This window comes from Cryptosporangium sp. NPDC051539 (assembly GCF_044454545.1).
Classification (GTDB): Bacteria; Actinomycetota; Actinomycetes; order Mycobacteriales; family Cryptosporangiaceae; genus Cryptosporangium.
Genome location: NZ_JBITDV010000006.1, coordinates 254,925 through 278,603, shown reverse-complemented (window position 1 = coordinate 278,603; position 23,679 = coordinate 254,925). Strand labels below are relative to the sequence as shown.

Genomic DNA, 23,679 nt, shown 5'->3' with positions numbered 1-23,679 from the left:
GCGTCACTTCCGAGACAGCTGTGACATCAGTTGGCTTGTGCGCGTCCGCGCTTCCAATAGCCCATGAAAGCCACGGACCGACGATCGAATCCACGGTCACGCACCAGGTGGCGCCGTAGGTCCGTCACCGCACCCGCCTCGCCGGCAAGCCAGGCATAAAACCCGCCCTCGGCGTTGTCCGGCACGTCCCAGATGTCGTCCGGGTCGGACTCCGGAGCGGCATCCGCTCCGGCAGCGGGCGGTTCGAGGTCCGCGACCAGGGAACGCACGACCGGCCCGAGGCGCTCGCCCCGGGCCCGGCAGAGCCAGATCAGCTCCACCCCGGGCGTGGCCGGCACCACGGTCGCGTCGGCGGGGTCCGGCACCTCGAGGACGACGGTTGCCGCCCGTCCGCCGAGCCCCTCCACGATGGCCGCCGCGGCGGGCACGGCGGCCTCGTCCGCGGCCAGCAGCAGACGCCCGGCGCCCGGCGGGGGCGCCCAGGCGACGTCCGCCACCGCGGCGCCGGTCACCGGCCCGATCATCGTCAGCGGGTCGCCGATCCGGACCGCGCCCGCCCACCGGGAGGCCGGTCCGGCGTCGGAGTGGAGGACGAAGTCGACGTCGACCTCGCGCGCCTGCCGGCGGAACGCCCGGACCGTGTAGGTCCGCAGCGGTACCCGCTCGGCCTGCCAGGTCGCCACCCAGTCGGTCGTCGCCGCGAACGCCCGGTGGGCGCCGAACAGCAGGTTGATCCGCTGGTCGCCACCGTGGCCGGCGAAGTCGGCGAGATCCTCGCCGGCCGCGGTCACCCGGACGAACGTCGGACCGAGCCGGCACACGCCGGTGACCCGCAGATCGAAGGGGCGGTCCGGGCTCAACCGTTCGAGTTGAGCATCGACACGAGCTGGTCGATCGCCCAGGGAACGCTCAGCGGCGTGACGAACGTCAGCGCGCCACCGACCGGCGGGGCGTCGGTGTAGGGCAGCCAGGTCGTGCGCTTCTCCCGGACGACCTTCAGCGCCGCGAACGCCGGGTCCTTCTCGACCCGCGGGCGCACGGTGGCGTCGGTGGTCAGCAGCACCAGCCGGTCGACGTCGAGCACGTCGAGCCGCTCGGCGCTCAGCACCGCGGCGGTGTCCTTGCCGGCCAGCTTCGTGACCTCGGGACTGAGCTTGAAGCCCATGTCCCGGATCAGCTGGGCCTTCGGGTCGGACTCGGCGAACGCCGCGTACATGCCGGGCTCGGACGGGTCGACGACGACCGCGGTCTGGTTCGCCCACTCCGGGTTGTCTTTCTTGACCCGGGCGAGCTGGTCGTCGATGCCGGTCAGGATCTTGTCCATCTCGGGTTCCCGGCCGAGCGACTTCCCGATCACCGTGGCCATGTCCTGCCAGGGCGCCGAGTAATCCGGGAACTCCTTGATCTGGGCGACGACCGGCGCGATCTTCGACAGCGTCGTGTACTGGGCCTGGGTCATGCCGGAGTACTGGGCGAGGATCAGGTCGGGCTTGAGCCCGATGATCTTCTCGACGTCGTAGTCGTCCCGCTCGCCGACGATCGTCGGAGCGGTCGTCCACTTGTCCTTCACCCACGGCCAGTTGCCGAACGGTTTCTCGCCGAACCAGTCGACGGCACCGACCGGGACGGTGCCCAGCGCGAGCACGGCGTCCTGGTCGGACAGGCCGAGCGTGACCACGCGTTCCGGGGCCCGGGGAATCGTCGTCGACCCGTATTTGTGGGCGATCGTCACCGGGAACGCGCTGCCGGAGGACGAGACGGAGGGCGTCGTCGTCGTCGCGGCGTCGTCGCCACTGCACCCGACGAGCGCCACGCCGAGAGCCAGCGAGAGCGCCGCCTGTACGAGGGTGCGTTTCTTCATGGTGGCTTTCCTCCACATCGGGGGAAGTCATCGAGGTCAACAAGATAGGTTCGGCTAACCTAAGCAACGCCGGGCCTCGCTGTAAACAGGCCCCCGGTTTCGAGAGGCTGCGGGTGAGCGCACTGAGCGAGCGGACGGCCGAGCGCCGATCGTTGCCGACACGACCGGTCGTGTTGTTGCTCCTGGTAGTCGTTCTCGCCGCGATCTGCCTGGCCTCGATCGCGATCGGCGCCCGCTCGATCCCGCTCGGCCACGTCCTCGACGCGCTGTTCTCGCCCGGACGCGCACCCGACGACGAGCTCGCGATCGTCCGTGGCCTGCGGATTCCCCGTACCGTGCTCGGCCTGATGGCCGGTGCGTCCATCGGGCTGGCCGGCGCGCTGATGCAGGGGCTGACCCGGAATCCGCTGGCCGACCCCGGGTTACTCGGCGTGAGCGCCGGTGCGTCGTTCGGGATCGTCGCCGCGGTCGCGCTGCTGCACGTTGGCAGCTTCTACGGGTACGTCTGGTTCGCGATCCTCGGCGCGATCGCGGCGAGCGCGGTCGTCTACCTGCTCGGCGGCCTCGGCCAGGGCGGGGCCACCCCGGTGAAGCTCGCGCTCGCCGGGGTCGGCGTCACGCTGTTGCTCGGGTCACTCACCAGTGCGATCGTGCTGTCGAGCCAGGCCGCGCTCGACCGCTACCGGTTCTGGTCGGCGGGATCGCTCGCCGGGCAAGACGCCGGTGTGCTCTGGCGGGTGGCGCCGTTCCTGCTGGTCGGCGCGGTGCTCGGGCTGAGCGCCGCACCCGCGCTGAACAGCCTCGCGCTCGGCGACCGGATGGCTCGTGCGCTGGGGCGCCGGGTCGGGCTGGTGCGGGTCACCGGTGCGCTCGCGGTCACGCTGCTGGCCGCCGCGTCGGTCGCGGTGACCGGGCCGATCGTGTTCGTCGGGCTGGTGGTTCCGCACCTGGTGCGGATGCTCACCGGCCCGGACTACCGGCTGCTGCTGCCGTTCACGATGATCCTCTCGCCCGCGTTGCTGCTGGCCGCCGACATCATCGGGCGGATCGTCATCCGGCCGTCGGAGATGCAGGTCGGGGTCGTCGTCGCGTTTCTCGGTGCGCCGTTCTTCATCGCGCTCGTCCGCCGCCGTTCGCCGGCGGAACTGTGAGCGCCTTCACGCTGTCCGAGGGGCGCGCCACCTGGCGCTTCGGCCGGGCCGGGGTCTCCGGCGTCGTCCACGTCCGCGCCGTCGTGGCGGCCGTCGTGCTCGCCGCGCTCGCGTTCACCGGGTTCGTGCTGAGCCTGGCGACCGGCGACCTCTCCCTTCCACTGGCGGACGTCGTGCCCGCCGTGTTCGGGCGGGGAGATCCGGCCACGCTGCTCGTCGTCCAGGAGCTGCGGATGCCCCGGGCGCTGGTCGCGCTGCTGGTCGGGTTCGCGTTCGGACTTTCCGGGGCGGTGTTCCAGACGATGTCGCGCAACCCGCTGGCCAGCCCCGACCTGATCGGCGTCACGTCCGGAGCGCAGGCCGCGGTGGTGGCGGGCCTCGTGGTCGGCTGGGGCGCGGGCGTCGGCAGCCAGGTGCTCGGCCTGCTCGGCGCGTTCGTCGCCGGGGCGCTGGTGTACGTGCTGTCGCTCGGAGGTTCGCGCGGCGCGACCGGGTACCGGCTGATCCTCGTCGGCATCGGGGTGTCCTGGGCGTTCACCAGCCTCACCGACTACCTGCTGGCCAAGGCCCTGCCGTACCAGGCCAACGCGGCCGTGGCCTGGCTGGTCGGCAACCTCAACGAGCGCAACTGGGGTCACGTCCGGCCGCTGGTGCTCTCGTGCGCGGTGCTCGTCCCGGTGACGCTGCTGCTCAGCCGGTGGCTCAAGACCCTGCAACTCGGCGACGCGGTCGCGGCCGGCCTCGGGACGCCGGTCGGCGCGGTGCGGTTCGCGCTGCTGCTCGTCGCGTCGGGCCTGGCCGCGTTCGCGACGTCGGCGGCCGGTCCGATCCTGTTCGTCGCGCTGGTCGGGCCGCAGATCGCGCAGCGCGTCGCCGGCACGCCGACGCCGCCGCTGATCGGCTCGGCCCTCACCGGGTCGGTGCTCGTGCTCGGCGCCGACCTGGTGAGCAGGCACGTGCTCGTCGACGTCCACCTGCCGGTCGGAGTCGTGACCGGCATCCTGGGGGCACCCGTCCTGCTGTGGCTGCTCACCCGGGCCAACCGATCCGGATCCGGAGGCTGACCGTGGAACCTGAATTGCGGGCGGAGGGCCTCACGCTCGGCTACGACAAACGGGTCGTCGTCGACGGGCTGTCCGTCGACCTCCCGCCCGGGCGGATCACGGTGATCGTGGGCGCCAACGCCTGCGGCAAGTCGACGCTGCTGGCCGCGCTCGCCCGGCTGCTGGCCCCGAAGTCCGGCACGGTGACGCTCGACGGCAAGTCGATCCACTCGCAACCGACCCGCCAGGTCGCGCGCACGATCGGGATGCTGCCGCAGTCGCCGGTGGCACCGGCCGGCCTCACGGTCGTCGACCTGGTCACCCGGGGGCGCTCGCCGCACCAGACCTGGTGGCGCCAGTGGTCGGGCGACGACGAATCCGCCGTTTCCGCGGCCCTGGCCGCGACCAGCATGACCGAACTGAAGGACCGGCCGGTCGACGAGCTCTCCGGCGGGCAGCGTCAGCGGGCCTGGATCGCGATGGCGATCGCCCAGGGCACGCCGTTGCTGCTGCTCGACGAACCGACGACGTTCCTCGACCTGGCGCACCAGATCGACGTGCTCGACCTGGTGGTGGACCTCAACCGGGACGAGGGGAAGACCGTGGTGATGGTGCTGCACGACCTGAACCAGGCGTGCCGCTACGCCGATCACCTGATCGCGATGCAGGACGGGCGGATCGTGCGGCAGGGCCCGCCCGCCGACGTGGTGGACGTCGCGCTCATCCGGGACGTGTTCTCGGTCGAGTGCCAGGTCGGCGCCGACCCGGTCACCGGGACGCCGATGATCGTCCCGATTGGCCGCCACCACCAGGCCGTACCGTCGAGTTAGGCGCCACCGGTCGCCCGCGCCGTGGCGTAGCCGCGGGGTACCCGTCCTTCCCAGGCCGTCCAGAGCTCGGCGTAGCGGCCGCCGGCTGCCACCAGGGCGGCGTGGGAGCCGTCTTCGACGACCCGGCCGTGCTCCAGCACGACGATCCGGTCGGCCGACGCCGCCTGGGTCAGCCGATGGGCCACCACCAGCGTCGTCCGCCCCCTCGTGGCCGCGGCGGCCGACTCCTCGAGCGCGCGCGCCCCGGCGCTCCCGGCCTCCGCGGTGGCCTCGTCGAGGATCGCGATCGCCGGGTCGCGCAGCACCAGCCGGGCCAGCGCGAGCTGCTGGGCCTGCGCCGGGGTCAGCTCGTGGCCGCCCTCGCCCACCACCGTGTCGAGGCCGTCGGCGAGCGCCGACACCCAGCCGAGCGCGTCCACGGTCCGGAGCGCTTCCTCCGCCTCCTCGGACGACGCGCCCGGCCGGGCCAGCCGCAGGTCCTCCAGCAGCGGCCCGGCGAACACGTGCGTCTCCTGACTGATGATCGCCACCTGCCGCCGCATCTCGTCCGGTGGCAGCGACGCCACCGGCACTCCCCCGACCAGCGCCGAACCGGCCGTCGGGGTCAGCGACCCGGCCGCGATCAGCGCCAGCGTGGACTTCCCGGCCCCGGTCGAGCCGACCAGTGCCACCCGCTGCCCCGGCTCCACCCGGAGCCCGACGCCGAACAGCACCTGCGCGGTGCCGTCGTAGCTGAAGTCGACTCCGGACAGCTCCAGGGACGCGTCCGCCGGTGCCGGGCCCGCCGGTGGTGTCGGCTCCGGCGGCAGGTCGACGACGCCCACCAGCCGCGCGAGGCTCGCCCCACCGGCTTGGATGTCGTCGAATCCGAACAGCAGCACGCCGATCGGGTTGAACAGCCGGTGGAACAGCACCGCGGCCGCCGACGTCTCGCCCACCGTGACGTAGCCGTTCTCCACCAACACGAACCCGAACACCAGGATCGACGCCAGGCCGAGGAACTCGGCCCGGTTGACCCGCCCGACGAACCGGGTGAAAAGCGCGAACACCGAGACCGACACGTCCCTGGCCTTCGCCGAGGCCACGTCGATCTCGGCCAGGTGCCGCCGTTCCAGCTGGTAGGCGTGCACGGTCCGCAGTCCCTGGGCGCTGTCGACGAGCAGCTGGCCGCGCTCGGCGATCGCCTCCCGGTGCGCCGCGTAACCGGGCGCCGACCGGGGCAGATACCAGCGCAACGCGAACCCGTACGCCGGTACCGCCACCGCGCCGGCCAGCCCCAGGCGCCAGTCGATCCCCGCCATCGCGGCCAGGCTCAACACGCCGAGCAGCACCGACGCGACCATGTTCGGCACGGTCACGGTCACGGCCTGGCCGATCGTCGCCACGTCCGCGCCGACCCGGGACAGCAGGTCGCCCTTGCCTGCCCGCTCCAGCACCGGCGTGGGCAGAGTCAGCGCCCGGCTGACCACCCGTTCGCGCAGATCGGCCAGTATCCGGCCGCAGAGCCGGGCGATCAGCATCGTCGAGAACCCGGTCGCGATACCGCCGAGCACCGCCGCGGCCACCACGGCGATCGTCACCCGGACGATCACCGACGGCTCGGCGCCCGCCCGGACCTGGTCCACCAGGTACCCCAGCACGTACGCGGGCACGATCGCGGCGGCCGCCGCGATCAGGCCGACGAGCAGCGTCGCCGCGCTGTCGAACCGGTGGGCGCGCAGCTCGCGCCAGAGCCAGGCCCCGGTCCGCCCCGGTCCGGCGATCGGCAACAGGTCGCGGGTCACCGCAGCACCGCCTTCCGGTACGACTCGTCGACGGCGCCGAGGTCCGCGTGGGTCCCCTCGGTCACGATCCGTCCGCCCTCCAGCACCAGCACGCGGTCGGTGACCGCCAGCAACGCCGGGCTACTGGCGATGAGGACGGTGCTCAGGCCCGCGTTCCGGCGAAGGCCGCGGACGCCCTGCGCGATGACGTGTTCGGTGACCGAGTCCATCGCGGTCGTCGGGTCGTGCAGCACGAGCACCCGGGATCGCACCAGCAGCGCCCGGGCCAGCGCGACCCGCTGCCGCTGCCCGCCGGACAGGTTCGCGCCCCGCTCGACGACCACGTGACCGAGTCCCTCCGGATGCGCGGAGATCACCTCGTCGGTGGCCGAGCAGCGCAGCACGGCGTCCCAGGTGCCGCGGTCGTCGCCGGGTCGGAACGCGCCGGCGCCGGCCAGCACGTTCGCCTCGATCGAGCCGCCGAACAAGTCGGATTTGTGCGGCTGGACCAGCAGCCCGGCCCGGCCGTCGAGGTCGTGCAGCGGACGCCCCCCGAGCAGCACGGATCCCTCGTACTCGGCCGGGGGGACGCGTCCGGACAGCAGCCGCACCAGCGCCTCGCCCTCGGCCGGCCGGGTGGCGACGATGCCGACCACCTCGCCCGGGACGACGGTCAGGTCGAGCTCCGTGAGAGGGCCGTAGCGCACGCCGGACAGCGCTACCGCGAGCGGCCCGTCCGGAAGCGGCTCGCCGGGCCCGGGCAGCAGCGGCTCGGCGTCCACCACCGCCGCGACCCGCTCGGCCGACGCCCGCGCCTCGGCCACGTAGGAAGGGGCCAGCGCCAGCAGACCGACCGGCTCCATCAGGAACTGCGCCAGGCCGATGACCGTGATCAGCTCGCCGACCGAGATCCGCCCGGCCAGCGCGAAGTACCCGGCCAGGATCGCGACCGCGCAGGCCAGCAGCGTCGAGAGCGTGTTCGAGGCGATCAGGTACCCGCCCTGGGTGCGGGCCGCCCGCAGCGTCGCGCGCAGCGACCGCCTGCTGACCTCGTGGTACCGGGCGGACGCGGCCCGCTCGGCCCCGATGCCCCGCAGCGGACGCACGCCGCTGACCAGGTCGGTCGCCAGCGACGTGGCCTCGCCGGCCAGCTCCTGCTGGCTGGTCACCCGCCGGGTGATCAGCGGCGAGACCCGGTCCAGCACGAGCAGCACCAGCGGCGTCCCGGCCAGCACGAGCAGGCCGAGCGGGACGTCGATGACCAGCAGCGCGATCGCCGACGCGATCGTCGCGACGACCGCGCCGACGATCCGCGGGAGGTAGTCGAGCAGGTCCGACGCGTTGTCCGCGTCCGAAGTGGAGACCGTGAGCAGTTCGCCGGCGGGCAGGTCGGTCTTCAAACCGCGTGGGTCGAGGATCCGGCCCGACACCTGCAGCCGCAGCTGGTGGGCCTCCTCGGCGATCGCGGCCATCAGCTGCCGCGCCCCGAGCCGGTACGCGGTGGTCAGAGCCAGGAACAGCGCCGCCAGCATCCCGACCCAGAGCGCGAGGTGGCCTCGCGCACCGGTGGCCACCGCCTGGTCGACGATCACGCCGATCAGGATCGGCACCAGCGTCTCGCAGACCTGGTGCACGGAAACGCCGAGTGTGCCGAGACCCAACCGGCGCCCGTTGCGGGTCAACGACCCGCGCAGAATCCGCCGTCCCCCGGCCTTCCGCACCGGATCAGCCCGGTCCATCGCGCCCCTTTCGTCCCCTGGATGGCGTTAAGAGTCGAAAGCCATGCTCTCGCGGAGGCTCCGGGGACGGAGGTCGGTCCAGTTCGTCTCGACGTAGGCCAGGCAGTCGTCGCGGGACGCGCCGTCCCCGCCGAACGCGACCCTCCACCCGGCCGGAACGGTGGCGAACGTCGGCCAGAGCGAGTGCTGGTCCTCGTCGTTGACCAGCACCACGAACGAGCCGTTCTCGTCGTCGAAGGGGTTCGTCGACATGGGTTCTCCTTCGTCGGGATCTCGCGGGTGGCCGTTCCGGCAGCGCCGCCGCGGAGGTTAGCCTAGCCTAACCGCAGCGGTAGGAATTGAGGCCGCGGGTTGAGGCGAGATGCACACAGGAGGACGTATGCGGGTCGTCATGTTCGGCTACCAGACCTGGGGCCACCGGACGCTCCGGGCGCTGCTGGACTCCGACCACGAGGTCGTCCTGGTCGTCACCCACCACCCCGGCGGCGGCGTCTACGAGAAGGTCTGGTCCGACTCGGTCGCCGAGCTCGCCGAGTCGGCCGGCATCCCGGTCGTGTTACGCGACCGCCCCGACGACGACGAGCTCTACCGCCGGCTGGACGAGGTCGCGCCGGACGTCATCGTCGCGAACAACTGGCGGACCTGGATCCCGCCGCGGATCTTCTCGCTCCCCCGGCTCGGGACGCTCAACATCCACGACGCCCTGCTGCCCGCCTACGCCGGCTTCTCGCCGTTGATCTGGGCGTTGATCAACGGCGAACCCGAGGTGGGGGTCACCGCGCACCTGATGGACGCCACCCTGGACGCCGGCCCGATCGTCGCGCAACGGGCGATCCCGGTCGGACCGAAGGACACCGCGACCGACCTGTTCCACGCGACGCTCGACCTGATCGAGCCGCTCCTGCTCTCCGCGCTGGCCGAACTGGGGAGTGGGCGCACCGACTTCCCGCAGCAGGACCGGTCGAAGGCCAGCTTCTTCCACAAGCGGTCCGAAGAGGACATCCGGATCGACTGGACGTGGCCGGCCGACGAGCTCGAGCGGCTGGTCCGGGCCCAGTCGGCGCCGTATCCGGCGGCGTTCTGCTTCCACCGGCAGGAGCGGCTCGAAATCCTGGCGGCGGACGTGTCGGCCGCGGTGTACGGCGGCACACCGGGCCGGATCTTCTACCGCGAGGGCGACGGCGTGGCCGTCGTGGCCGGCGCCGACGCCCGGCGGGGACGCAACCGGGCGCTGGTGGTCACGCGGGTGCGGACGTCGGAGGGCAAGGAGCTGCCCGCACTGGAGTACTTCCGCACGATGGGCGGCTACCTCACGTCGTCGCCGGCCTGAGTCAGCGCGCGTTCGGACAGCTCCAGGTACCGGCGAAGGAGGTCGGCGGCGCGGACGGCGTCCCCGGCCTCGTAGGCGGCGGTGATCTCGGCGTTGCGCGGGACGAACTGCCGGTGCAGCGCCTCGTGGTCGGACGCGGCGACGAACGCGAGGCGCAGCTCCGCGGTGAGCTGCGTCATCCAGGCGTCGAGCCGCGGGCTGCCGGCGAGCGCGATGATCTGCTCGTGGAAGCGCATGTTCGCGGTTCCGACCGCACGCCAGTCGCCCTCCGCCGCGCACTTCTCCGCGTCCTCGACCGCCGCCCGTAGCCCGTCCGCGCGCGGCGGGTCGACCGGGGCGTCCCGGAGCACCGAGCACTCGAGCAGCACCCGGACGCGGTAGAGATCGGCGATCTGGGCGGCGGTGAGCGACGCGACGAACACCCCGCGGTGCGGGATCCGGACCAGCAGCCCCTCCTCGACGAGCGTGCTGAACGCCTCCCGCAGCGTGTTGCGGGAGACGCCGAGCTCGTTCGTCCAGCGGGTCTCGGAGAGCTGGCTGCCGGGGGCGAGCTCGCCGGCGGTGACCCGCTCGCGGAGGTCGGCGACCGCGCGCGCCGCCGAACCGAGCACGAATCGTGTCATCAGACCTCGTACCTGCTGTCCGGGATGTCGGTGACGAACATATGCCCCGGCGCGTGGGTGATCGCGTACGGCACCGCCGACGCCATGATCGCTGCCTGGGGCGTCACGCCGCAGGCCCAGAACACCGGCAGTTCGCCGGGCCGGATGTCGACCGGGTCGCCGAAGTCGGGTTCGCTCAGGTCGCTGATCCCGAGGCCCGCCGGGTCGCCGACGTGCACCGGCGCCCCGTGCACGGCCGGGAAGCGTCCGCTGATCCTGATCGCGTCGGCGACGCGACCAGCCGGGATCGGGCGCATCGAGACGACGAGCTCGCCGTGCAGCCGCCCGGCCGGGCGGCACTGCCGGCCGGTGCGGTACATCGGGACGTTGCGGTCCTGGGTGACGTGGCGGATCTCGATACCGGCCGCGAGCAGCGCCGCCTCGAACGTGAAGCTGCAGCCGATCAGGAACGCGACGAGGTCGTCGCGCCAGGCGCTGGTCGCGTCGCCGACCTCGGCGAGGAGCTGCCCGTCGCGCCACACCCGGTACAGCGGCAGATCGGTCCGGAGATCCGCGCCGGGAGCGAGCTCGGTGGTGGGGGTCTCGCACACGTCGAGCACCGGGCAGGGCTTCGGGTTGCGCTGCGCGTACAGCAGCATGTCCCAGGCCCAGCCGCGGGGAACCGCGATCAGGTTCGCCTGGGTACGGCCGGGCGCGAGCCCGGCGGTCGGCCGCACCAGCCCGGTCCGGAATTCTCGTCGCCAGTTCATCCGAACGGCCCGACACGCACGCCGGCCGCTTCGAGGGCGGCCCGGACGGAGGACGCCATCTCGACCGCCCCGGGCGAGTCGCCGTGGACGCACACCGAGTCGGCGTCCACCGGCACCACCGTGCCGTCCACGGCCACCACCGAACCGTCGCGGACCAGGCGCACGACCCGCGCGGCGACCTCAGCCGGATCGTGCAGCACCGCCCCGGGTTCCCGCCTCGGCACCAGCTCGCCACCGGCCGTGTAGCCGCGGTCCGCGAACGCCTCGCGCACCGTCCGCAGCCCGGCCTCGGCCGCGAGCCGCAGGAACTCCGAGCCCGGCAGCCCCAGCACCGGCAGCGTGGCGTCGAACCGCACCACCGCCTCCACCACCGCCGCCGCCTGCCCGGTGTGACGCACGATCGCGTTGTAGAGCGCCCCGTGCGGCTTCACGTACCGCACTCGCGAGCCCGCCACCCCGGCCAGCCCGGCCAGGGCTCCGAGCTGGTACAGCACGTCCGCGACCAGGTCGTCGTGCGCGTAGTCGATGAACCTTCGCCCGAATCCCGGCAGGTCGCGGTACCCCACCTGGGCGCCGATCACGACCCCGGACTCCACCGCGAGCGCACACGTCTCCAGCAACGTCCGCGGGTCACCGGCGTGGAATCCGCAGGCGACGTTGGCGCTGCTCACGATCTTCAGCAGCGCCCGGTCGTCGCCCAGCCGCCAGGACCCGAAGCTCTCGCCGAGGTCACTGTTCAGATCGATCGACGCCATACCCGAACGCTAAAGATCGTTCAACAATCCGTCCAGCACCGCATCCGCCGATCGGTGATCTCGCCCGGTGAGCGGACGAACGACATCCGCCGTCGGCGCTGGAGGGACCCTCGGCGGGCTCGGCGGGGGCGGCGGGCTCGGCGGGGGCGGCGGGCTCGGCGGCTCGGCAGGCTCGGCGGCTCGGCGGGCTCGGCGGCTCGGCGGGCTCGGCGGCTCGGCGAGGGCGAGGCGCGCGGCTCAGCGGGGCGGGGCGATTCGGGCGGCGAGCAGGGCGGCGCCGGTGCAGCCGGCCCGGTCGCCGAGTGCGGCGGGGACGACCGCGGGCATCGGGAGGAACGTGCGGCGCTCGTCGAGGGCCGTTCTCAGCGCCGAGAACAGCGTTTCGCCGGCCTGGGCCAGTCCTCCGCCGATCACGATCACGTCCGGGTCCAGCAGTGCGGACGCGATCATCAGGCCGTCAGCGAGTGCCTCCACCACTCGCTGCCAGACCGCTGCCGCCAGCGGCTCGCCGGCCGCCACCCGCCGGGCGATCTCGGCCGCCGTGACGGTCGGCTGCCCGTCCGCCTCCGGCGAAGCGCCACCACCCGCCGAGGCCGCGGCTGGCGCGGCTGGCGCGGCTGGCGCGGCGCCGGTTGGGGTGCGGCTCGAGGGGGCGCCTGGCGGGAGGGGGCTGGTCGGGTCGATGGGTGCCGAGGAGCCATCCGCTGCGGTGCTGCCGGCGGCGGGAGCGCGCTCGGGAGGCGGGCGAAGGGCGGCGGCGTAGATTGCCTCGACGGCGGCGGCGCTGGCCTCGGCTTCCAGGCAGCCCCGGCGTCCGCAAGGGCAGGCACGGCCACCGGGGCGGACCACGACGTGGCCCAACTCGCCCGCGGCGCCGTGCGCACCGGGCGCGGCTTCGCCGTTGCGGACGTGCGCGGCCGCTATGCCGGTGCCGATCGGGACGAACAGGACGTCGTCGCGGCCGAGCAGTTGGGCTTCCGCCAATCCTCCGGCGCGGACGTCGTTGGCCAGCGCCACCGGGAGGCCCAGTTGCTCCTCGATCCGGTCCCGGAGGGGAAGGTCCTGCCAGCCCAGGTTCACCGAGTGCCTGGCCACCCCGGTCGTTTCGTCGACCAGCCCCGGCACCGCGACCCCGACCGCGACCGGCGCCAAGCCCGCCGCGATCGACCGCTCCCGGAGCGAGACCAGCGTCTCGATCAGGGTCGCCACCACGGCTTCCGGTCCCCGCTCCCGCCCGGTCGGAGTCGCCCCCGCCCACCGGACGGAACCGAGCGCCCTCGCGGCCGCCCCGGCCTCGCTCCCGCCCGCGGTCCCCGACCGCCTCTCACCAGGCCGTCCCTCACCAGGCCGCTCGCTGCCCGGTATCAGAGCGTCCGCCGAAGCCGGCCGCATCGAGCGCAGCGACTCCGCGCCCACCGGGTCCGGCCCAACCGTGCTCGGCCACACCGCTACCGTCCCCGCCGAACGCAGCGCCGCCTCGGGCGACCCGGTGGCAGGCGGCTGGGCCTCGGACGACCCCGGACCCGGCCGGGTCTCGGGCGGACCGGGCGCGTCCGCGGCGGGGCGCGCTCGGGGCGGTGGGACGGTGCTCAGCTGCGGAGCGTCCAGAACCGCGTATTTGAGGGACGTGCCACCCAGGTCGACGGCCAGGACGACCTCGGGTCTCAACGGAGTTCTACGACCGTGCCGGACCGGCGGGCGCGTTCGGCGGCCCACACGACCCGGTGGCCGGCCAGGGCGCTGGCCGTGTCGGAGTCGAGCCTCGAGCCGTCACCGGACCCGACCGCGGCCAGGAAGCGGTCGACCAGTTCGTGGTCGCCGTCGGAGTGGTCCGCCGACAGGGACGCGTCGGCGGTGACGACCGTTTCCTCCGCGCCGGTGCGGAAGTCGACGATCCGGAGCGTGACGCCGTCGCCCTCGAGGTAGCCCTGAGTGCCGAACAGGCGGGTCTTGCGCAGCTCGAACGGGGTGAACGCGGTCATCGTGAAGGACCCGGTCGCGCCGTCCGCGAACTCCAGCGACACCACCTGGTGGTCGACCACGTCGTTGTCGCTGTCGTAGACGCACCGGCCGTACGGACCGGTCCGCAGTGCTTCCCGGACGCCCTCGACCGTGTGATCGGCGGTGACCGCCGACAGCGGCCAGAACTCGCGCTCGGGATCGCCCAGACAGTCGAAGTACAGGCGCGTCGCGGAGTACGCGCAGGTGGTCTGCAACGGGCAGTCGAGGCAGCGATCCGCGGCCTCGGCCGGACGCGACGACGGCCGGAAGTGGGTGAGACGCCCGAACGAACTGACGCGCCGGACCGGGCGGCCCATCACGTAGAGTAGCCAGTCGAGGTCGTGGCAGGCCTTCGCCAACAGCATCGGCGAGGACGTCCGGCTGTTGCTCCACTCCCCGCGGACGAACGAGTGCGCCTGGTGCCACCAGCCGACCGGCTCCAGGTGCTGGACGCTCACGACCTCGCCGATCCGGTCCGCGTCCAGCAGTTCCTTCAAAACCCTGGTGTACGGCGTGTAGCGCAGGACGTGGCAGACCGCGAACAGCACACCGGTGCGCTCGACCGCTTCCGCGATGCGCTCGGCGTCGTCTTCGGTGGGCGCGAGCGGCTTCTCGGCGAGCAGGTGGTAGCCCAGGCCGGCCAGCGCGACCGCCGGACCGGTGTGGTGCCGGTCGGGCGTGGCGATGATCGCCGCGTCGGCGAGTTTTCCGGCGGCGGCCAGTTCGGTCCAGTCGGCGAACGCGTGCGGAACGTCGTAACGCTCGGCGAACCGTTCGCGGCGTCCCTCATCGGGCTCGGCGACCGCGACGATACGGGCGCCGCCACTGGTCACCGCACGTTCGGCGTAGGCCTGCCCACGCAAACCCGCACCGACCACTACCAGGCTGACTCGACTCACCAGCCGATCGTACGAGGATGACGGACGGCGAGACGCTTCCGCGCCCCGCCGTCGGCGTCGAACTCAGGTGATGAGTCGCGGGATGACCGCGGTCTTCACCGAGAACTGACCCAGATCGGGCATCTCGTGCGAGGCGTCGTACTGCTCGCCGCGGGCGAGAACCGGCTTGCCGAAGTTCGGCACCATCGGCCGGTCGGCGTCCCGCTTGAGCCAGAGCCGCAGCAGGTGCCGTCGGCGCTGCCACTCGGGGTAGTCGGTGAACTCGGTGCGCGAGTGCAGAGCGGCGTAGTTGCTGACCCACTGGATGTCACCGGGCTGGAAGTCCATGTCCAGCGCCATGCCCGGCTCGTAGGTGATCTCGTCGAACAGCTTGATGACCTCGATCTGCTGCTCGGTCAGCCGAGGCACCTCGGGGTAGTTCTGGCCGGTGAAGATGTACGTCGAGCCGGCGTAGATGCTGCAGACGCCGTCCACGATGCTGACGATCGGCGTCGCGTAGGTGTTCGCCGGAGCCAGGCTGTCTTGCCGCCGCCAGTCGTAGTGGACCGGCTCGAGCAGCAGCGGAGCCAGGTCCGGACGCCGCTCGAGGATTTCGTTGAAGATCTGCGCACCCGAGACCAGGCTCGACGCGCCACCCTCCTTGGCCGGGCGGAGGCAGAACAGCGCCACCGCGTCCGAGCTGTCGGAGTGGAAGACGAGCTTGTCGCGGATCCGGGCCGACCTCGCGGTCGGGTCGTCGATCGACTTGTCCGAGGTCGCGACCACGTGGTCGATCAGGTCGCCCATGCCGCCCTGGTACATCGGGGCGCCGAGGTGCAGACCGGTCAGGTAGAAGATCGCGCCGGACAGCGCGTCCGAGTACATCTCGGTGTGCAGGCCACGGATCAGCACGAACCCGCGGCCGCGGGACATGTCGTAGGCCCACTGCTCGATGGCGCCGGCACAGACCGGGAGGGGGTAGTCCTCGGCCGTGACCGTTCGCAGGTCGGGGTCATCGCTGACGAACTTGCGACCGACCGCCTCGAGCTCGGCGATCTCGTCGTCGTTCAGGTGGTAGATCCAGGTGCGGTTCGTGGTCAGTTCGTCGCCCCGCCAGGCAGACGGTCCGGTCACGGGGGAAAGCACGGTGGAGGTCATCTCGCTCCCAAGGCTCGGATCTGCGGTCGACCACGTCGCAGAGTACGTACGGACAAACCTTCGGTAAATGTGCGGGGGACAACAAAAACTCCCCCGCTCGTTGTCCGCCTCTGGCAGCCTGGCCGAATGCCTACCGATGGGGCGTACGAGACGTACCGCACCGCGCGGTACTTCCCGGCACTGGACGGGCTGCGCGCGATCAGCGTCCTGCTCGTCCTCACGTTCCACACCCAGGACCGGCTGTGGGCGCCGGCGCACGGGCACCTGGGCGTCACGGTGTTCTTCGTGATCAGCGGCTATCTGATCACCACGCTGCTGCTGCGCGAGGACGAGCGGGACGGACGTGTTTCGCTGGGCGGGTTCTACGTGCGCCGGGCGTTCCGGATCCTTCCGCTGTACTACGTGTCGCTCGCGCTGTTCAGCCTGCTGGTGCTGGCGGGGCTCGCGGACTACACCGGCGATTACGGGCACCGGTTCCTGCTGTTCGTCACGTACCTGAACGAGTTCTCCGGCCACGGGACATTCGGGCACAGCTGGTCGCTCGGGGTCGAGGAGAAGTTCTACCTGGTGTGGCCGTTGCTCGCGTTCGTGGTGCCGGTGCTGGCGCGGCGGCGGGCCGTCGTCGGCGTGGTACTCGCGGTGGTGACGAGCGTGGCCGGGATCGTCGACCGGGACTCGTACCTCGCGCTGTACGGGCCGATCCTGCTCGGGTGCGTGCTGGCGATAGCGATGGATTCGCGGCGGGGGTTCGGGGTCGTCGCGTGGCTGGCGCGGCCGGCGTGTTCGGTCCTGCTCTGCGCCGCGACGGTGGCGGCGCTGGTGCTGGACACCGATCCGGGGCCGGTGCACGTGGTGTTCGCGCTGTTCGTGGCTCTGCTGATGCCGAGTGTGCTGATCGGACGGCGGGCCGCGTGGGGATGGCTCACGACGGCGCCGATGCGGTACGTCGGGCAGCGGTCGTACGGGGTGTATTTGATCCATCCGCTGGTGATGTCGGCGATCGACCTCGTGTTGCCGTCGGACGGGCGTCCGGCGACGGGGGTTGCGGCGGTGGGGGTTGCGGTGGTGCGGCTGGCCGGGATGGTCGCCGGGGCGCTCGTGTTCGCCGAGGTTCTGTATCGGACGGTCGAGCGGCCGATGATCGGCCTGGGGCATCGGTTGGCCGGGCGGGTCAAGGGGGTTCGCGGGGTGGACGCGGGCCTGGGCGGCGGCGCGGGCGCGGGAGGCGACGGCGCGGGCGCGGGAGGCGACGGCGCGGGAGGCGTTCGCGGCGCGGGCGGCGCGGGCAGGGCGGGCGGCGGTGCGGGTGGTGGCGACCTCCCGGGCGGCGGCGCGGGCGGCGTCCTGACCGGCGTCCTGGGCGTGGGGCGCACGGGCGGGGTGACGCCGGGGCCGGCGTCCGCGGGCTTGGCCGGCGCGGGCCCGGACGGCGGCGCGCCGGATGCCGATGCCGTCGAGGTCCAGCCGGTCTCGTCGCCCGCGCGGACGCTGCCGGGCCAGCGGACGGCCCGCGTCGCGGTGGCGGGCGACTTGCCTCGTGCCTGACTCCGGCGCGCACGGGTCAGAGCTCCATGCGGCCGGTGCCGTGGCAGAAGAAGCAGTACCGGGTTCGTAATCGTCTGGCCGCGATGAACGTGTTCGAGCCGCGGCCGTGGCAGTGCGCGCACCGGTCCGGATGCCGGCGCCGCCAGCTCACCATCCACATCGTCAGGGCCAGCCCGAGGGCTAGCGCTATTGCCGTCATTGTCGCCAGAAGTCTCACGCCGTCCCCCAACGGACCGTGACCAACAGATCCCCTGGCGCCGAGTAAGACCGCCCAATAGTCGCAAGTCAATACATCCGGAATCCCCGGCGTATAACCGGACGTGACCGTCCATAGTGGTATCTGCATACCCCTCGCCGGGCGCCGGCTCGGCCCGCACCGCCCGGCTGCGGGTCCGGATGCGCGTGCCGCAGCGCTGCAGCTCCCGCGGCGGCTCCGGCGGCGGTGCGGCTGCGGCGCGGCGGGCCTCGACTCAGCCAGCGGGCCCGCTGCGCCGCGTGCGGCCGCGCCCGTTGCGGCTGCGGGGGCGGGTGCGGCTGCGGGGGCGGGTGCGGTGGGTGCGGCTGCACCCATCCGGCCACACGACCGCGGCACCTGCGCGGACTTCCGGGGCGGAGGGCCTCGGCGTCCGCCGAGACCGAGCGGCCTCGAACCGGAGTGAGGAAGTCAGCGGACGTGGCCCGGGTACGTGCCGAACGACCAGTGGTTTCCCTCCGGATCGCGGGCGGCGAAGTCGCGGGACCCGTAGTCGGTCTCGTACAAGCCCCGGGTGATCTCGGCCCCGGCCGCCACAGCCCGGTCGTGGAGCGCGTCCGGGGCGCTGGTGACGACGTACGCGCCGAACGTGCCCGGCTCGACGTGCCACCCGCTGTCCTGGTCGTCACGGGCCTGGCCCATCATGATGCCGCCACCTTCGGGCCACGCCAGCTCGGCGTGAGGGATGACGCCGTCCTCCTCGTAGACGACGACCTCCTCGAAGCCGAATGCGGCGACCAGGAAGTCGATCATCTTCCGGGCGTCGCGGGCTCTGAACGTCGGCCACACCTGGGGTGCCGGTGTGCGGGTGGTCCGTGCTGCGGTTTCGCTCATGGGACGAGCATCCCGGTCAGGCGTCCGCCAGGGCTTGGACGAATCGGCCCTCCTCGGCGAGCCACGAGCTCGGCGGCACCCCGGCGAGCTCGCGGAAGTCGCGGGCCAGGTGCGCCTGATCGTAGTAACCGCAGCTCACCGCGAGCTCGGCCAGCCCGAACCCGGGCCCGCTCAGCGGGACGGCCAGGCGGCGGCGGGCCCGGTCGAAGCGGGCGATCTTGGCGGCGGTCTTCGGCGGCACACCGAGCTCGGCGCCGAACCGGCCGGAGAGCCGGCGGACGCTCCAGCCCACCGCGCCGGCGGCCTCCGCCACGGTGGCCGACCCACCGACGAGCAGCCGCCAGGCCTCGACGACTTCCGGTTCGGGCCCGGCGTCCGCACGCAGGCAGCAGAGGCGCGCGAGCGTCGCGTCCACGATCGCGAAGCGGGACGGCCAGGTCGCCGCGGACCGCAACCGTTCGTGCAGTTCGACCGCGACCGGGCCGAGGACGTCCTCGGCGTGGAGGTCCAGGTTTCCGATGTCGCCGGCGGGCAGGCCGAGCAGCCGGCGCGCGCCCAGCGGGTGCAGGGCGAGCTGCACTCCCGACTGCCGGCCGTCGTGGGTGATCAGCGCGGGAACCGTGTGCAGCCCACCGACCAGGGTCGTGTACGAACCACCGGGCTGCGCCGGGTCGGGGTGGGCGTCGACGACGAGCGGATCGTCGAGCGTGACGATCAGCGTGAGGTACGGCGAGGGCAGGCCACGGTGGACGGCGGGGGCGACGCCCGCCTGGCGGTAAGCGGAGTACCAGGCGACGAACGGCCGGAGCGCCGGCGCCGGCTGCGCGTGCAGCATCTCGTCGATCACCACCCACCCATCATGCTCCGTAATCAAACGGCCTCAAATAGGCCACAACCAGGTTAAATACCGGCGTGTCGGCATTTTCCGGCACCGGCCTCCCGCAGCATCGCCACCGTGCACCCCGCTTCCCCGCACCCCGCTTCCCCCCACCCCACCGTCCGGCCGCTCGTTCTCGTCCGCGGCTTCGGCGGCACCGACGTCTCCGACGAGCAGCGCAACGCCTACCAGGGTTTCAACGAGGGAACCGTCTACCCGAACAAGCGCGGCGAGAACTACATCTACGAGGGCTTCCTGCTGCGCGCGCTGAAGTCCGTCCGCTACCCCTACACCGACGCGACGAACGTGATCGGCTACTACGCCGGCGACGTGGACGGTGCGGACGACGGCACCGACTGGTCACCCGACGAGCTGTGCGGAACGATCGTCGTCGACCCGCAGACCGCGGCCCGCACGCTGGCCGGCGGGGTCGACGGCACGATCTGGGTCTACCGGTTCTACGACCTGTCCCCGCGCAGCCTCGACGTCTACGGGCGCGGGCTGACCCGGCTGATCTCGCTGATCCGCGGCATCGCGGTGCGGCGCGGCGAGCCGTTCCGGGGCGTCGACATCCTGGCCCACAGCATGGGCGGGCTGGTCGTCCGGGCCGGGCTGCGGGAGCTGCACCGCACCGCGCCGGGATCCGCGGCCGAGGCGGTGCACCGGATCGTGACGCTGGGGACGCCGCACCGCGGCATCGCGTTCCAGCGCGCTCCGCGCTGGTTGCTCACGCTGCTCCCCCGGGTCGAGCACGCGGCCGACGAGATCGCCGCGTTCGACCCGCGCAGCACTGCGTTCACCGAGGTCGCGACGTGGTTCCCGATCCGGAGGATCCTCACCGTCGTCGGTACGAACCACCGCACCTACGGTGTGACGCCGGCCGCCTTGGCCAACGAGCTCACTACTTTTCTGGACGGCGGACGGCCGGGCAGCAATCGCAGCGACGGGCTGGTGGCACAGGCGTCAGCCCAGTTGCCCGGCGCGCCGCGGACGTTCGTCCACAAGTGCCACGGCGGCCCGGACTCGCTGGTCACGTCCCGGGAGGCGTACGAGATCGCGATGCGGTTCTTCCACGCCACGCACGCGGTGCGGCTCTGGCTGGACGAGGCCGAGGTGCGGCGGGGCGGCTCCTGGTTCGGGCACAGCGAGTACTACTTCGGGGTCTCGATCAAGCCCCGGTACGTCGATTTCGAGCTGTTCCATCAGAGCTCGGAAGCGGAGAACTGTTACGGGCCGTTCGTCCAGCCGGACTTCTCCGACGACCTGGCGGACCTGGCCACCGAGCTGTCCGGACCGCTGGCCTCGCGTCGCGACCGCACGACCGGATGGGCCGGACCGGACCGGCTGATCTGGGAGGGCTGGATGGACGAGGGCCATCGGCCCGGCGACCGGGCCGACGACCTGGTGTTCCGGCTCGACGTCTACGTCGGGGAGCGCGACCGGATCGGGTGCGGGTTCTCCGACAACGTGGTGTTCCGCAAGCAGTACTACGTGCAGGTACTACCGGGGGATCCGTTGGAGCTCTACGTGCACACCGGAGAGCAGTACCTCGCACCGCGGTCCGCACCGGACCGTGCCGGCCTCGAGGCGCTGGCCGCCGGTCCGGACCCGGGCGTGCAGCCGGCGGCCGCGGCCGGTGCGGGCCAGTGGCGGTTCCCGATCGGCGGGAGCGGCTTCGAGGCGACGCTGCGGGTCGCGATCGACGCGGACGGCCGGCCGTGAACGCGCCGCGGATCGGCCGGGCCCGGCGGACGGTGGCCGTACTGGTGATCGGCGGCGTCCTGGTACTCGTGCTGGACCACGCGTTCCACGGCGGGTTGTTCGACGCGCTCAGGAACGTGGTCGCACTGGTCACGGCCGTGCTGGGCATCCTCACCTGGGTCCGGGGCGCGGCGGATACGGCGGCGGAAGCGGCCGGAAGGAGCGCTGACGCGGCCGGGAAGCTGGCGGCGGACGTGCGCGACCAGTGGATGCGCGAGGGCCAGGCGCGCCGGGTGGACGACCCGTACGCGCTGCCGGTCCGGTGGACGACGGCGCCCCGCGGTCTGGCCGACCACCCGGCGAACGTGTTCGGGACGGTGCTGGTGCCCGAGCCCCGGGGCGGCGTCGATCAGATCCCGGCGCTGCTCGACCGCGTCGCCGAACACCGGCTGGTGGTGCTGGGCGGCTCCGGCTCGGGCAAGAGCGTGCTGGCGATCCGGCTGGCGCTCCGGCTGATCGGGGCCCGGGAGCGCGCCGGTTCGTCCACCCGCCGGGTGCCGGTGATCCTCGGCCTGTCGACCTGGGACCCGACCCGGGTTCCGCTGCGGGAATGGCTCGCGCGGCAGCTCGCCGAGGACTACCCGCGGCTGCGCCGGAGCGCCGGCGCTCTCGCCGAGGACGGGATCCTGCCGATCCTCGACGGGTTCGACGAGCTCCCGCCGAGCCTGCGCACCGAGGCGCTGCGGCAGCTCGACACCGCTGGTCCGCTCGTGCTGACCAGCCGGCCCGACGAGTACGCGGCCGCCATCGAGGGACGCCGGCCGCTGCACGGCGCCGCCGCGATCACGCTGCTCCCGCTGGCACCGTCCACGCTCGAGGACTACCTCCCGCGGACGACCGACGCCGACGAGTGGCAGCCGGTGCTGCGTGCACTGGCCGACGGCGACGAGCCGCTGGCCGCGGTGTTCCGGCTGCCGCTGATGGTCTGGCTGGCCCGGTCGGTTTACAGCGACGCGCCGGCGCACGCGTCCGAACTGCTGGACCGGGCGCGGTTCCCGACCGCGGCCGCGATCGAAGGCCACCTGCTGGACGCCCTGGTGCCGGCCGCGTACGAGTCCGCTCCGCCGCCCGGGGTGCCGCGGTGGCCCCGGGACCTGGCCACCGACTGGCTGCGCGCACTGGCCACCCGGATGACCCGGTACGGGCAGCACGACCTGGCCTGGTGGCGCCTGCGCGACCTGTGTCCGCGGCTGATCCCGCGGCTCGCGGTCGTGGCCGGAGCGGTCACCGGACTGGGCTGGGGCGCGGCGAACTTCCTGACCGCGGTTCCGGGCCCGCTGGCCGCCGCGGTTCTCCTCGGCGTGCTGCTCGGGACCCTGTACGGGGTACCGGTGGGACTCGGCGTGTGGTGGCTCTCGCGATCGCGTCCGCTGCACCGGTTCGTGGGCCGGACGACCCCGCGGTCGGCCGCGCGCGGCATGTTCTTCGGGGTGCTCGGCGGCGTGCTGACCGCGTTCGCGCTGCCGCCCGGCGGGCCGACCGTCGACAATCTCGCCGGGCTCCTCGGGTTCCCGATCGCCTGGCAGATCACCGCCGGCCTCTCGGTGCTGGTCGGGGCGCTGCTGTTCGCCGCGCTCGCGTTCGACGAACGGGTCGCCGACCTGGCCGGGGTGACACCCACCGGGCTCTTGCGCTCGGACCGGAGCTGGGCCGTGGTCCGGGGCGCGGTGTCGGCGGTCGTGCTGCCGATCGTCGTGTTCTGGTTCGCGTTCCGGGCCGAGCTCGCGCTCGGACCGGTGATCGACGTCATCCAGCGGTACGCCACCGCGGGGCCCCGGGTCCCGGGCGGCGGCGGGGTCCGCCTGGTGATGCTGACGCTGATCGCGTGCCTGCCGTACGTGGTGTTCGCGTTCGGCGCGCTCGGCGCGGCGCTGTCCAGCCAGTGGGGCGCGTTCACGGTCGTCCGGATCTTCCTGTGGACGCGGGGCGAGGCACCGTGGTGCTTCATCCGCTTCCTGGACGACGCCCACCGGCGCGGGGTCCTGCGCCGCTCGGGTGCGCATTACCAGTTCCGGCACGACGAGCTCCAGCGCCGGCTGTCCGGGCTGGCGCGGGTGCCGGAGACCACCATCGAATCCCTACCGGAGGAAGACCACGATGAGCACATCCCACTCCGGTCCGGCCGGTTCCTCGGGCGGATCCCGCGCAGCTGAGGACCTCTCCACGACCGGGGACTACTCCACCGCCCAGGACTTCGACGCCGCCTGGGAGCTGGCGAGCGCCAGCGGAACCGAAGACCTGCGGACGTGGTACGCCGGTCTGAAGACCGGGGTCCCGCTGGACGACGGCGACCTGGTGTATCTCCGGGCCACCGTGCAGGTCTGCCGGCTCTCCGGGGCCGACGGCGTGCCGCCGGTCTGCGTCGACGTGCTGGACGTCGAGGTCGGCGAGCCCGGCGGGCCGGTGGCGCTGCGGCGGGTCGACGGGGCGCGGCGGCGGCACGCCTGGATCGAGGCGATGAACACACAGTGCCGGCACGGGTACATCCGCACCGTCTGTGCGAAGCGGCAGCCGTGCCGTTAGGTGCC

The 23,679-nt window shown here is 72.8% G+C and carries 22 protein-coding genes; 8 read left to right on the top strand and 14 right to left on the bottom strand.

The genetic code is table 11. The features are described from left to right. Positions 1-26: 26 nt before the first annotated feature. Positions 27-860: a siderophore-interacting protein gene (locus tag ACIBZJ_RS20460; protein ID WP_395931759.1), complete on the bottom strand. Its 834-nt coding sequence runs from the start codon at positions 858-860 to the stop codon at positions 27-29. Continuing rightward, positions 857-1,861 (bottom strand): iron-siderophore ABC transporter substrate-binding protein, encoded by a 1,005-nt coding sequence (locus ACIBZJ_RS20455; protein WP_395931757.1) that lies wholly within the window; start codon positions 1,859-1,861, stop codon positions 857-859. Before ACIBZJ_RS20455 ends, ACIBZJ_RS20460 begins: the two co-directional genes overlap by 4 nt. Before the next feature lie 113 nt (positions 1,862-1,974). On the opposite strand from ACIBZJ_RS20455, the gene ACIBZJ_RS20450 reads away from it, so the two are divergent. The 3 genes from ACIBZJ_RS20450 to ACIBZJ_RS20440 are packed head-to-tail and all read left to right on the top strand — an operon-like array spanning position 1,975 to position 4,885. Then, positions 1,975-3,012, top strand: a complete 1,038-nt coding sequence (locus tag ACIBZJ_RS20450) for a FecCD family ABC transporter permease (RefSeq protein WP_395931755.1) — start codon at positions 1,975-1,977, stop codon at positions 3,010-3,012. Further along, entirely contained in the window at positions 3,009-4,076 is a 1,068-nt protein-coding gene (locus ACIBZJ_RS20445; protein ID WP_395931753.1) for a FecCD family ABC transporter permease, read from the top strand. Before ACIBZJ_RS20450 ends, ACIBZJ_RS20445 begins: the two co-directional genes overlap by 4 nt. After that, a complete protein-coding gene (locus tag ACIBZJ_RS20440; RefSeq protein ID WP_395932295.1) occupies positions 4,073-4,885 on the top strand; it encodes an ABC transporter ATP-binding protein in 813 nt (270 codons plus the stop codon). Before ACIBZJ_RS20445 ends, ACIBZJ_RS20440 begins: the two co-directional genes overlap by 4 nt. Here the strand turns inward: ACIBZJ_RS20440 and ACIBZJ_RS20435 are convergent. The 3 genes from ACIBZJ_RS20435 to ACIBZJ_RS20425 are packed head-to-tail and all read right to left on the bottom strand — an operon-like array spanning position 4,882 to position 8,639. Continuing rightward, positions 4,882-6,669 carry an ABC transporter ATP-binding protein gene (locus ACIBZJ_RS20435; protein ID WP_395931751.1) on the bottom strand — a complete coding sequence of 596 codons (1,788 nt, stop codon included), beginning with the start codon at positions 6,667-6,669 and terminating at the stop codon, positions 4,882-4,884. The two genes, ACIBZJ_RS20440 and ACIBZJ_RS20435, sit on opposite strands and share 4 nt — an antisense overlap. Next, positions 6,666-8,387, bottom strand: coding sequence for an ABC transporter ATP-binding protein (locus ACIBZJ_RS20430; RefSeq protein ID WP_395931749.1), 1,722 nt, complete (start codon positions 8,385-8,387; stop codon positions 6,666-6,668). The genes ACIBZJ_RS20435 and ACIBZJ_RS20430 overlap by 4 nt, the downstream gene beginning before the upstream one ends. Positions 8,388-8,414: 27 nt before the next feature. Beyond that, positions 8,415-8,639, bottom strand: coding sequence for an MbtH family protein (locus ACIBZJ_RS20425; protein WP_395931747.1), 225 nt, complete (start codon positions 8,637-8,639; stop codon positions 8,415-8,417). A 127-nt stretch (positions 8,640-8,766) separates the two neighbouring features. Here ACIBZJ_RS20425 and ACIBZJ_RS20420 point away from each other — a divergent pair, with 127 nt between their 5' ends. Beyond that, on the top strand, positions 8,767-9,717 hold the full coding sequence (locus tag ACIBZJ_RS20420; protein ID WP_395931746.1) for a methionyl-tRNA formyltransferase: 951 nt from the start codon (positions 8,767-8,769) through the stop codon (positions 9,715-9,717). Here the strand turns inward: ACIBZJ_RS20420 and ACIBZJ_RS20415 are convergent. The 6 genes from ACIBZJ_RS20415 to ACIBZJ_RS20390 all read right to left on the bottom strand — a co-directional run bounded on the left by ACIBZJ_RS20415 (position 9,693) and on the right by ACIBZJ_RS20390 (position 15,881). Then, entirely contained in the window at positions 9,693-10,340 is a 648-nt protein-coding gene (locus ACIBZJ_RS20415) for a GntR family transcriptional regulator (protein ID WP_395931744.1), read from the bottom strand. The two genes, ACIBZJ_RS20420 and ACIBZJ_RS20415, sit on opposite strands and share 25 nt — an antisense overlap. Then, on the bottom strand, positions 10,340-11,089 hold the full coding sequence (locus ACIBZJ_RS20410; RefSeq protein WP_395931742.1) for a putative hydro-lyase: 750 nt from the start codon (positions 11,087-11,089) through the stop codon (positions 10,340-10,342). The genes ACIBZJ_RS20415 and ACIBZJ_RS20410 overlap by 1 nt, the downstream gene beginning before the upstream one ends. Beyond that, positions 11,086-11,844, bottom strand: coding sequence for a LamB/YcsF family protein (locus ACIBZJ_RS20405; RefSeq protein ID WP_395931740.1), 759 nt, complete (start codon positions 11,842-11,844; stop codon positions 11,086-11,088). Before ACIBZJ_RS20405 ends, ACIBZJ_RS20410 begins: the two co-directional genes overlap by 4 nt. Before the next feature lie 237 nt (positions 11,845-12,081). Further along, the gene (locus ACIBZJ_RS20400; RefSeq protein ID WP_395932293.1) at positions 12,082-13,236 is read right to left on the bottom strand and encodes an ROK family protein; all 1,155 of its coding nucleotides are present in this window, start codon (positions 13,234-13,236) and stop codon (positions 12,082-12,084) included. 272 nt (positions 13,237-13,508) lie between these two features. Further along, positions 13,509-14,744 carry a Gfo/Idh/MocA family protein gene (locus ACIBZJ_RS20395; protein ID WP_395931738.1) on the bottom strand — a complete coding sequence of 412 codons (1,236 nt, stop codon included), beginning with the start codon at positions 14,742-14,744 and terminating at the stop codon, positions 13,509-13,511. 63 nt (positions 14,745-14,807) lie between these two features. Then, a complete protein-coding gene (locus ACIBZJ_RS20390; protein ID WP_395931736.1) occupies positions 14,808-15,881 on the bottom strand; it encodes a TauD/TfdA family dioxygenase in 1,074 nt (357 codons plus the stop codon). Positions 15,882-16,007: 126 nt separating this feature from the next. Between ACIBZJ_RS20390 and ACIBZJ_RS20385 the strand changes: the two genes are divergently transcribed. Beyond that, positions 16,008-17,426: an acyltransferase family protein gene (locus ACIBZJ_RS20385; RefSeq protein WP_395931734.1), complete on the top strand. Its 1,419-nt coding sequence runs from the start codon at positions 16,008-16,010 to the stop codon at positions 17,424-17,426. A 16-nt stretch (positions 17,427-17,442) separates the two neighbouring features. Here the strand turns inward: ACIBZJ_RS20385 and ACIBZJ_RS20380 are convergent, their stop codons facing one another. The 3 genes from ACIBZJ_RS20380 to ACIBZJ_RS20370 form a co-directional block, all read right to left on the bottom strand. Continuing rightward, a complete protein-coding gene (locus ACIBZJ_RS20380) occupies positions 17,443-17,625 on the bottom strand; it encodes a hypothetical protein (RefSeq protein ID WP_395931732.1) in 183 nt (60 codons plus the stop codon). 465 nt (positions 17,626-18,090) lie between these two features. Then, entirely contained in the window at positions 18,091-18,513 is a 423-nt protein-coding gene (locus tag ACIBZJ_RS20375) for a VOC family protein (RefSeq protein WP_395931730.1), read from the bottom strand. Between the two features lie 16 nt (positions 18,514-18,529). After that, positions 18,530-19,363, bottom strand: coding sequence for a helix-turn-helix domain-containing protein (locus ACIBZJ_RS20370; RefSeq protein WP_395931728.1), 834 nt, complete (start codon positions 19,361-19,363; stop codon positions 18,530-18,532). Between the two features lie 105 nt (positions 19,364-19,468). On the opposite strand from ACIBZJ_RS20370, the gene ACIBZJ_RS20365 reads away from it, so the two are divergent. Genes ACIBZJ_RS20365 through ACIBZJ_RS20355 form a run of 3 tightly spaced genes read left to right on the top strand, consistent with a single transcriptional unit; the run spans position 19,469 to position 23,674 of the window. Further along, the gene (locus ACIBZJ_RS20365; RefSeq protein WP_395931726.1) at positions 19,469-21,112 is read left to right on the top strand and encodes an esterase/lipase family protein; all 1,644 of its coding nucleotides are present in this window, start codon (positions 19,469-19,471) and stop codon (positions 21,110-21,112) included. Further along, complete coding sequence (locus ACIBZJ_RS20360) at positions 21,109-23,304, top strand: NACHT domain-containing protein (RefSeq protein WP_395931724.1); 2,196 nt, start codon at positions 21,109-21,111, stop codon at positions 23,302-23,304. The genes ACIBZJ_RS20365 and ACIBZJ_RS20360 overlap by 4 nt, the downstream gene beginning before the upstream one ends. After that, positions 23,249-23,674, top strand: coding sequence for a hypothetical protein (locus tag ACIBZJ_RS20355; RefSeq protein WP_395931722.1), 426 nt, complete (start codon positions 23,249-23,251; stop codon positions 23,672-23,674). Before ACIBZJ_RS20360 ends, ACIBZJ_RS20355 begins: the two co-directional genes overlap by 56 nt. The last annotated feature ends 5 nt before the right edge of the window (positions 23,675-23,679 follow it).

Bases quoted from the DNA above. Each gene is read 5' to 3' on its own strand.
- ACIBZJ_RS20420 (WP_395931746.1), top strand. From the start codon at position 8,767: ATGCGGGTCGTCATGTTCGGCTACCAGACCTGGGGCCACCGGACGCTC.
- ACIBZJ_RS20385 (WP_395931734.1), top strand. From the start codon at position 16,008: ATGCCTACCGATGGGGCGTACGAGACGTACCGCACCGCGCGGTACTTC.
- ACIBZJ_RS20380 (WP_395931732.1), bottom strand. From the start codon at position 17,625: ATGACGGCAATAGCGCTAGCCCTCGGGCTGGCCCTGACGATGTGGATG.
- ACIBZJ_RS20415 (WP_395931744.1), bottom strand. From the start codon at position 10,340: ATGACACGATTCGTGCTCGGTTCGGCGGCGCGCGCGGTCGCCGACCTC.
- ACIBZJ_RS20400 (WP_395932293.1), bottom strand. From the start codon at position 13,236: ATGCGGCCGGCTTCGGCGGACGCTCTGATACCGGGCAGCGAGCGGCCT.
- ACIBZJ_RS20425 (WP_395931747.1), bottom strand. From the start codon at position 8,639: ATGTCGACGAACCCCTTCGACGACGAGAACGGCTCGTTCGTGGTGCTG.
- ACIBZJ_RS20355 (WP_395931722.1), top strand. From the start codon at position 23,249: ATGAGCACATCCCACTCCGGTCCGGCCGGTTCCTCGGGCGGATCCCGC.
- ACIBZJ_RS20390 (WP_395931736.1), bottom strand. From the start codon at position 15,881: ATGACCTCCACCGTGCTTTCCCCCGTGACCGGACCGTCTGCCTGGCGG.
- ACIBZJ_RS20410 (WP_395931742.1), bottom strand. From the start codon at position 11,089: ATGAACTGGCGACGAGAATTCCGGACCGGGCTGGTGCGGCCGACCGCC.
- ACIBZJ_RS20455 (WP_395931757.1), bottom strand. From the start codon at position 1,861: ATGAAGAAACGCACCCTCGTACAGGCGGCGCTCTCGCTGGCTCTCGGC.
- ACIBZJ_RS20375 (WP_395931730.1), bottom strand. From the start codon at position 18,513: ATGAGCGAAACCGCAGCACGGACCACCCGCACACCGGCACCCCAGGTG.
- ACIBZJ_RS20405 (WP_395931740.1), bottom strand. From the start codon at position 11,844: ATGGCGTCGATCGATCTGAACAGTGACCTCGGCGAGAGCTTCGGGTCC.
- ACIBZJ_RS20430 (WP_395931749.1), bottom strand. From the start codon at position 8,387: ATGGACCGGGCTGATCCGGTGCGGAAGGCCGGGGGACGGCGGATTCTG.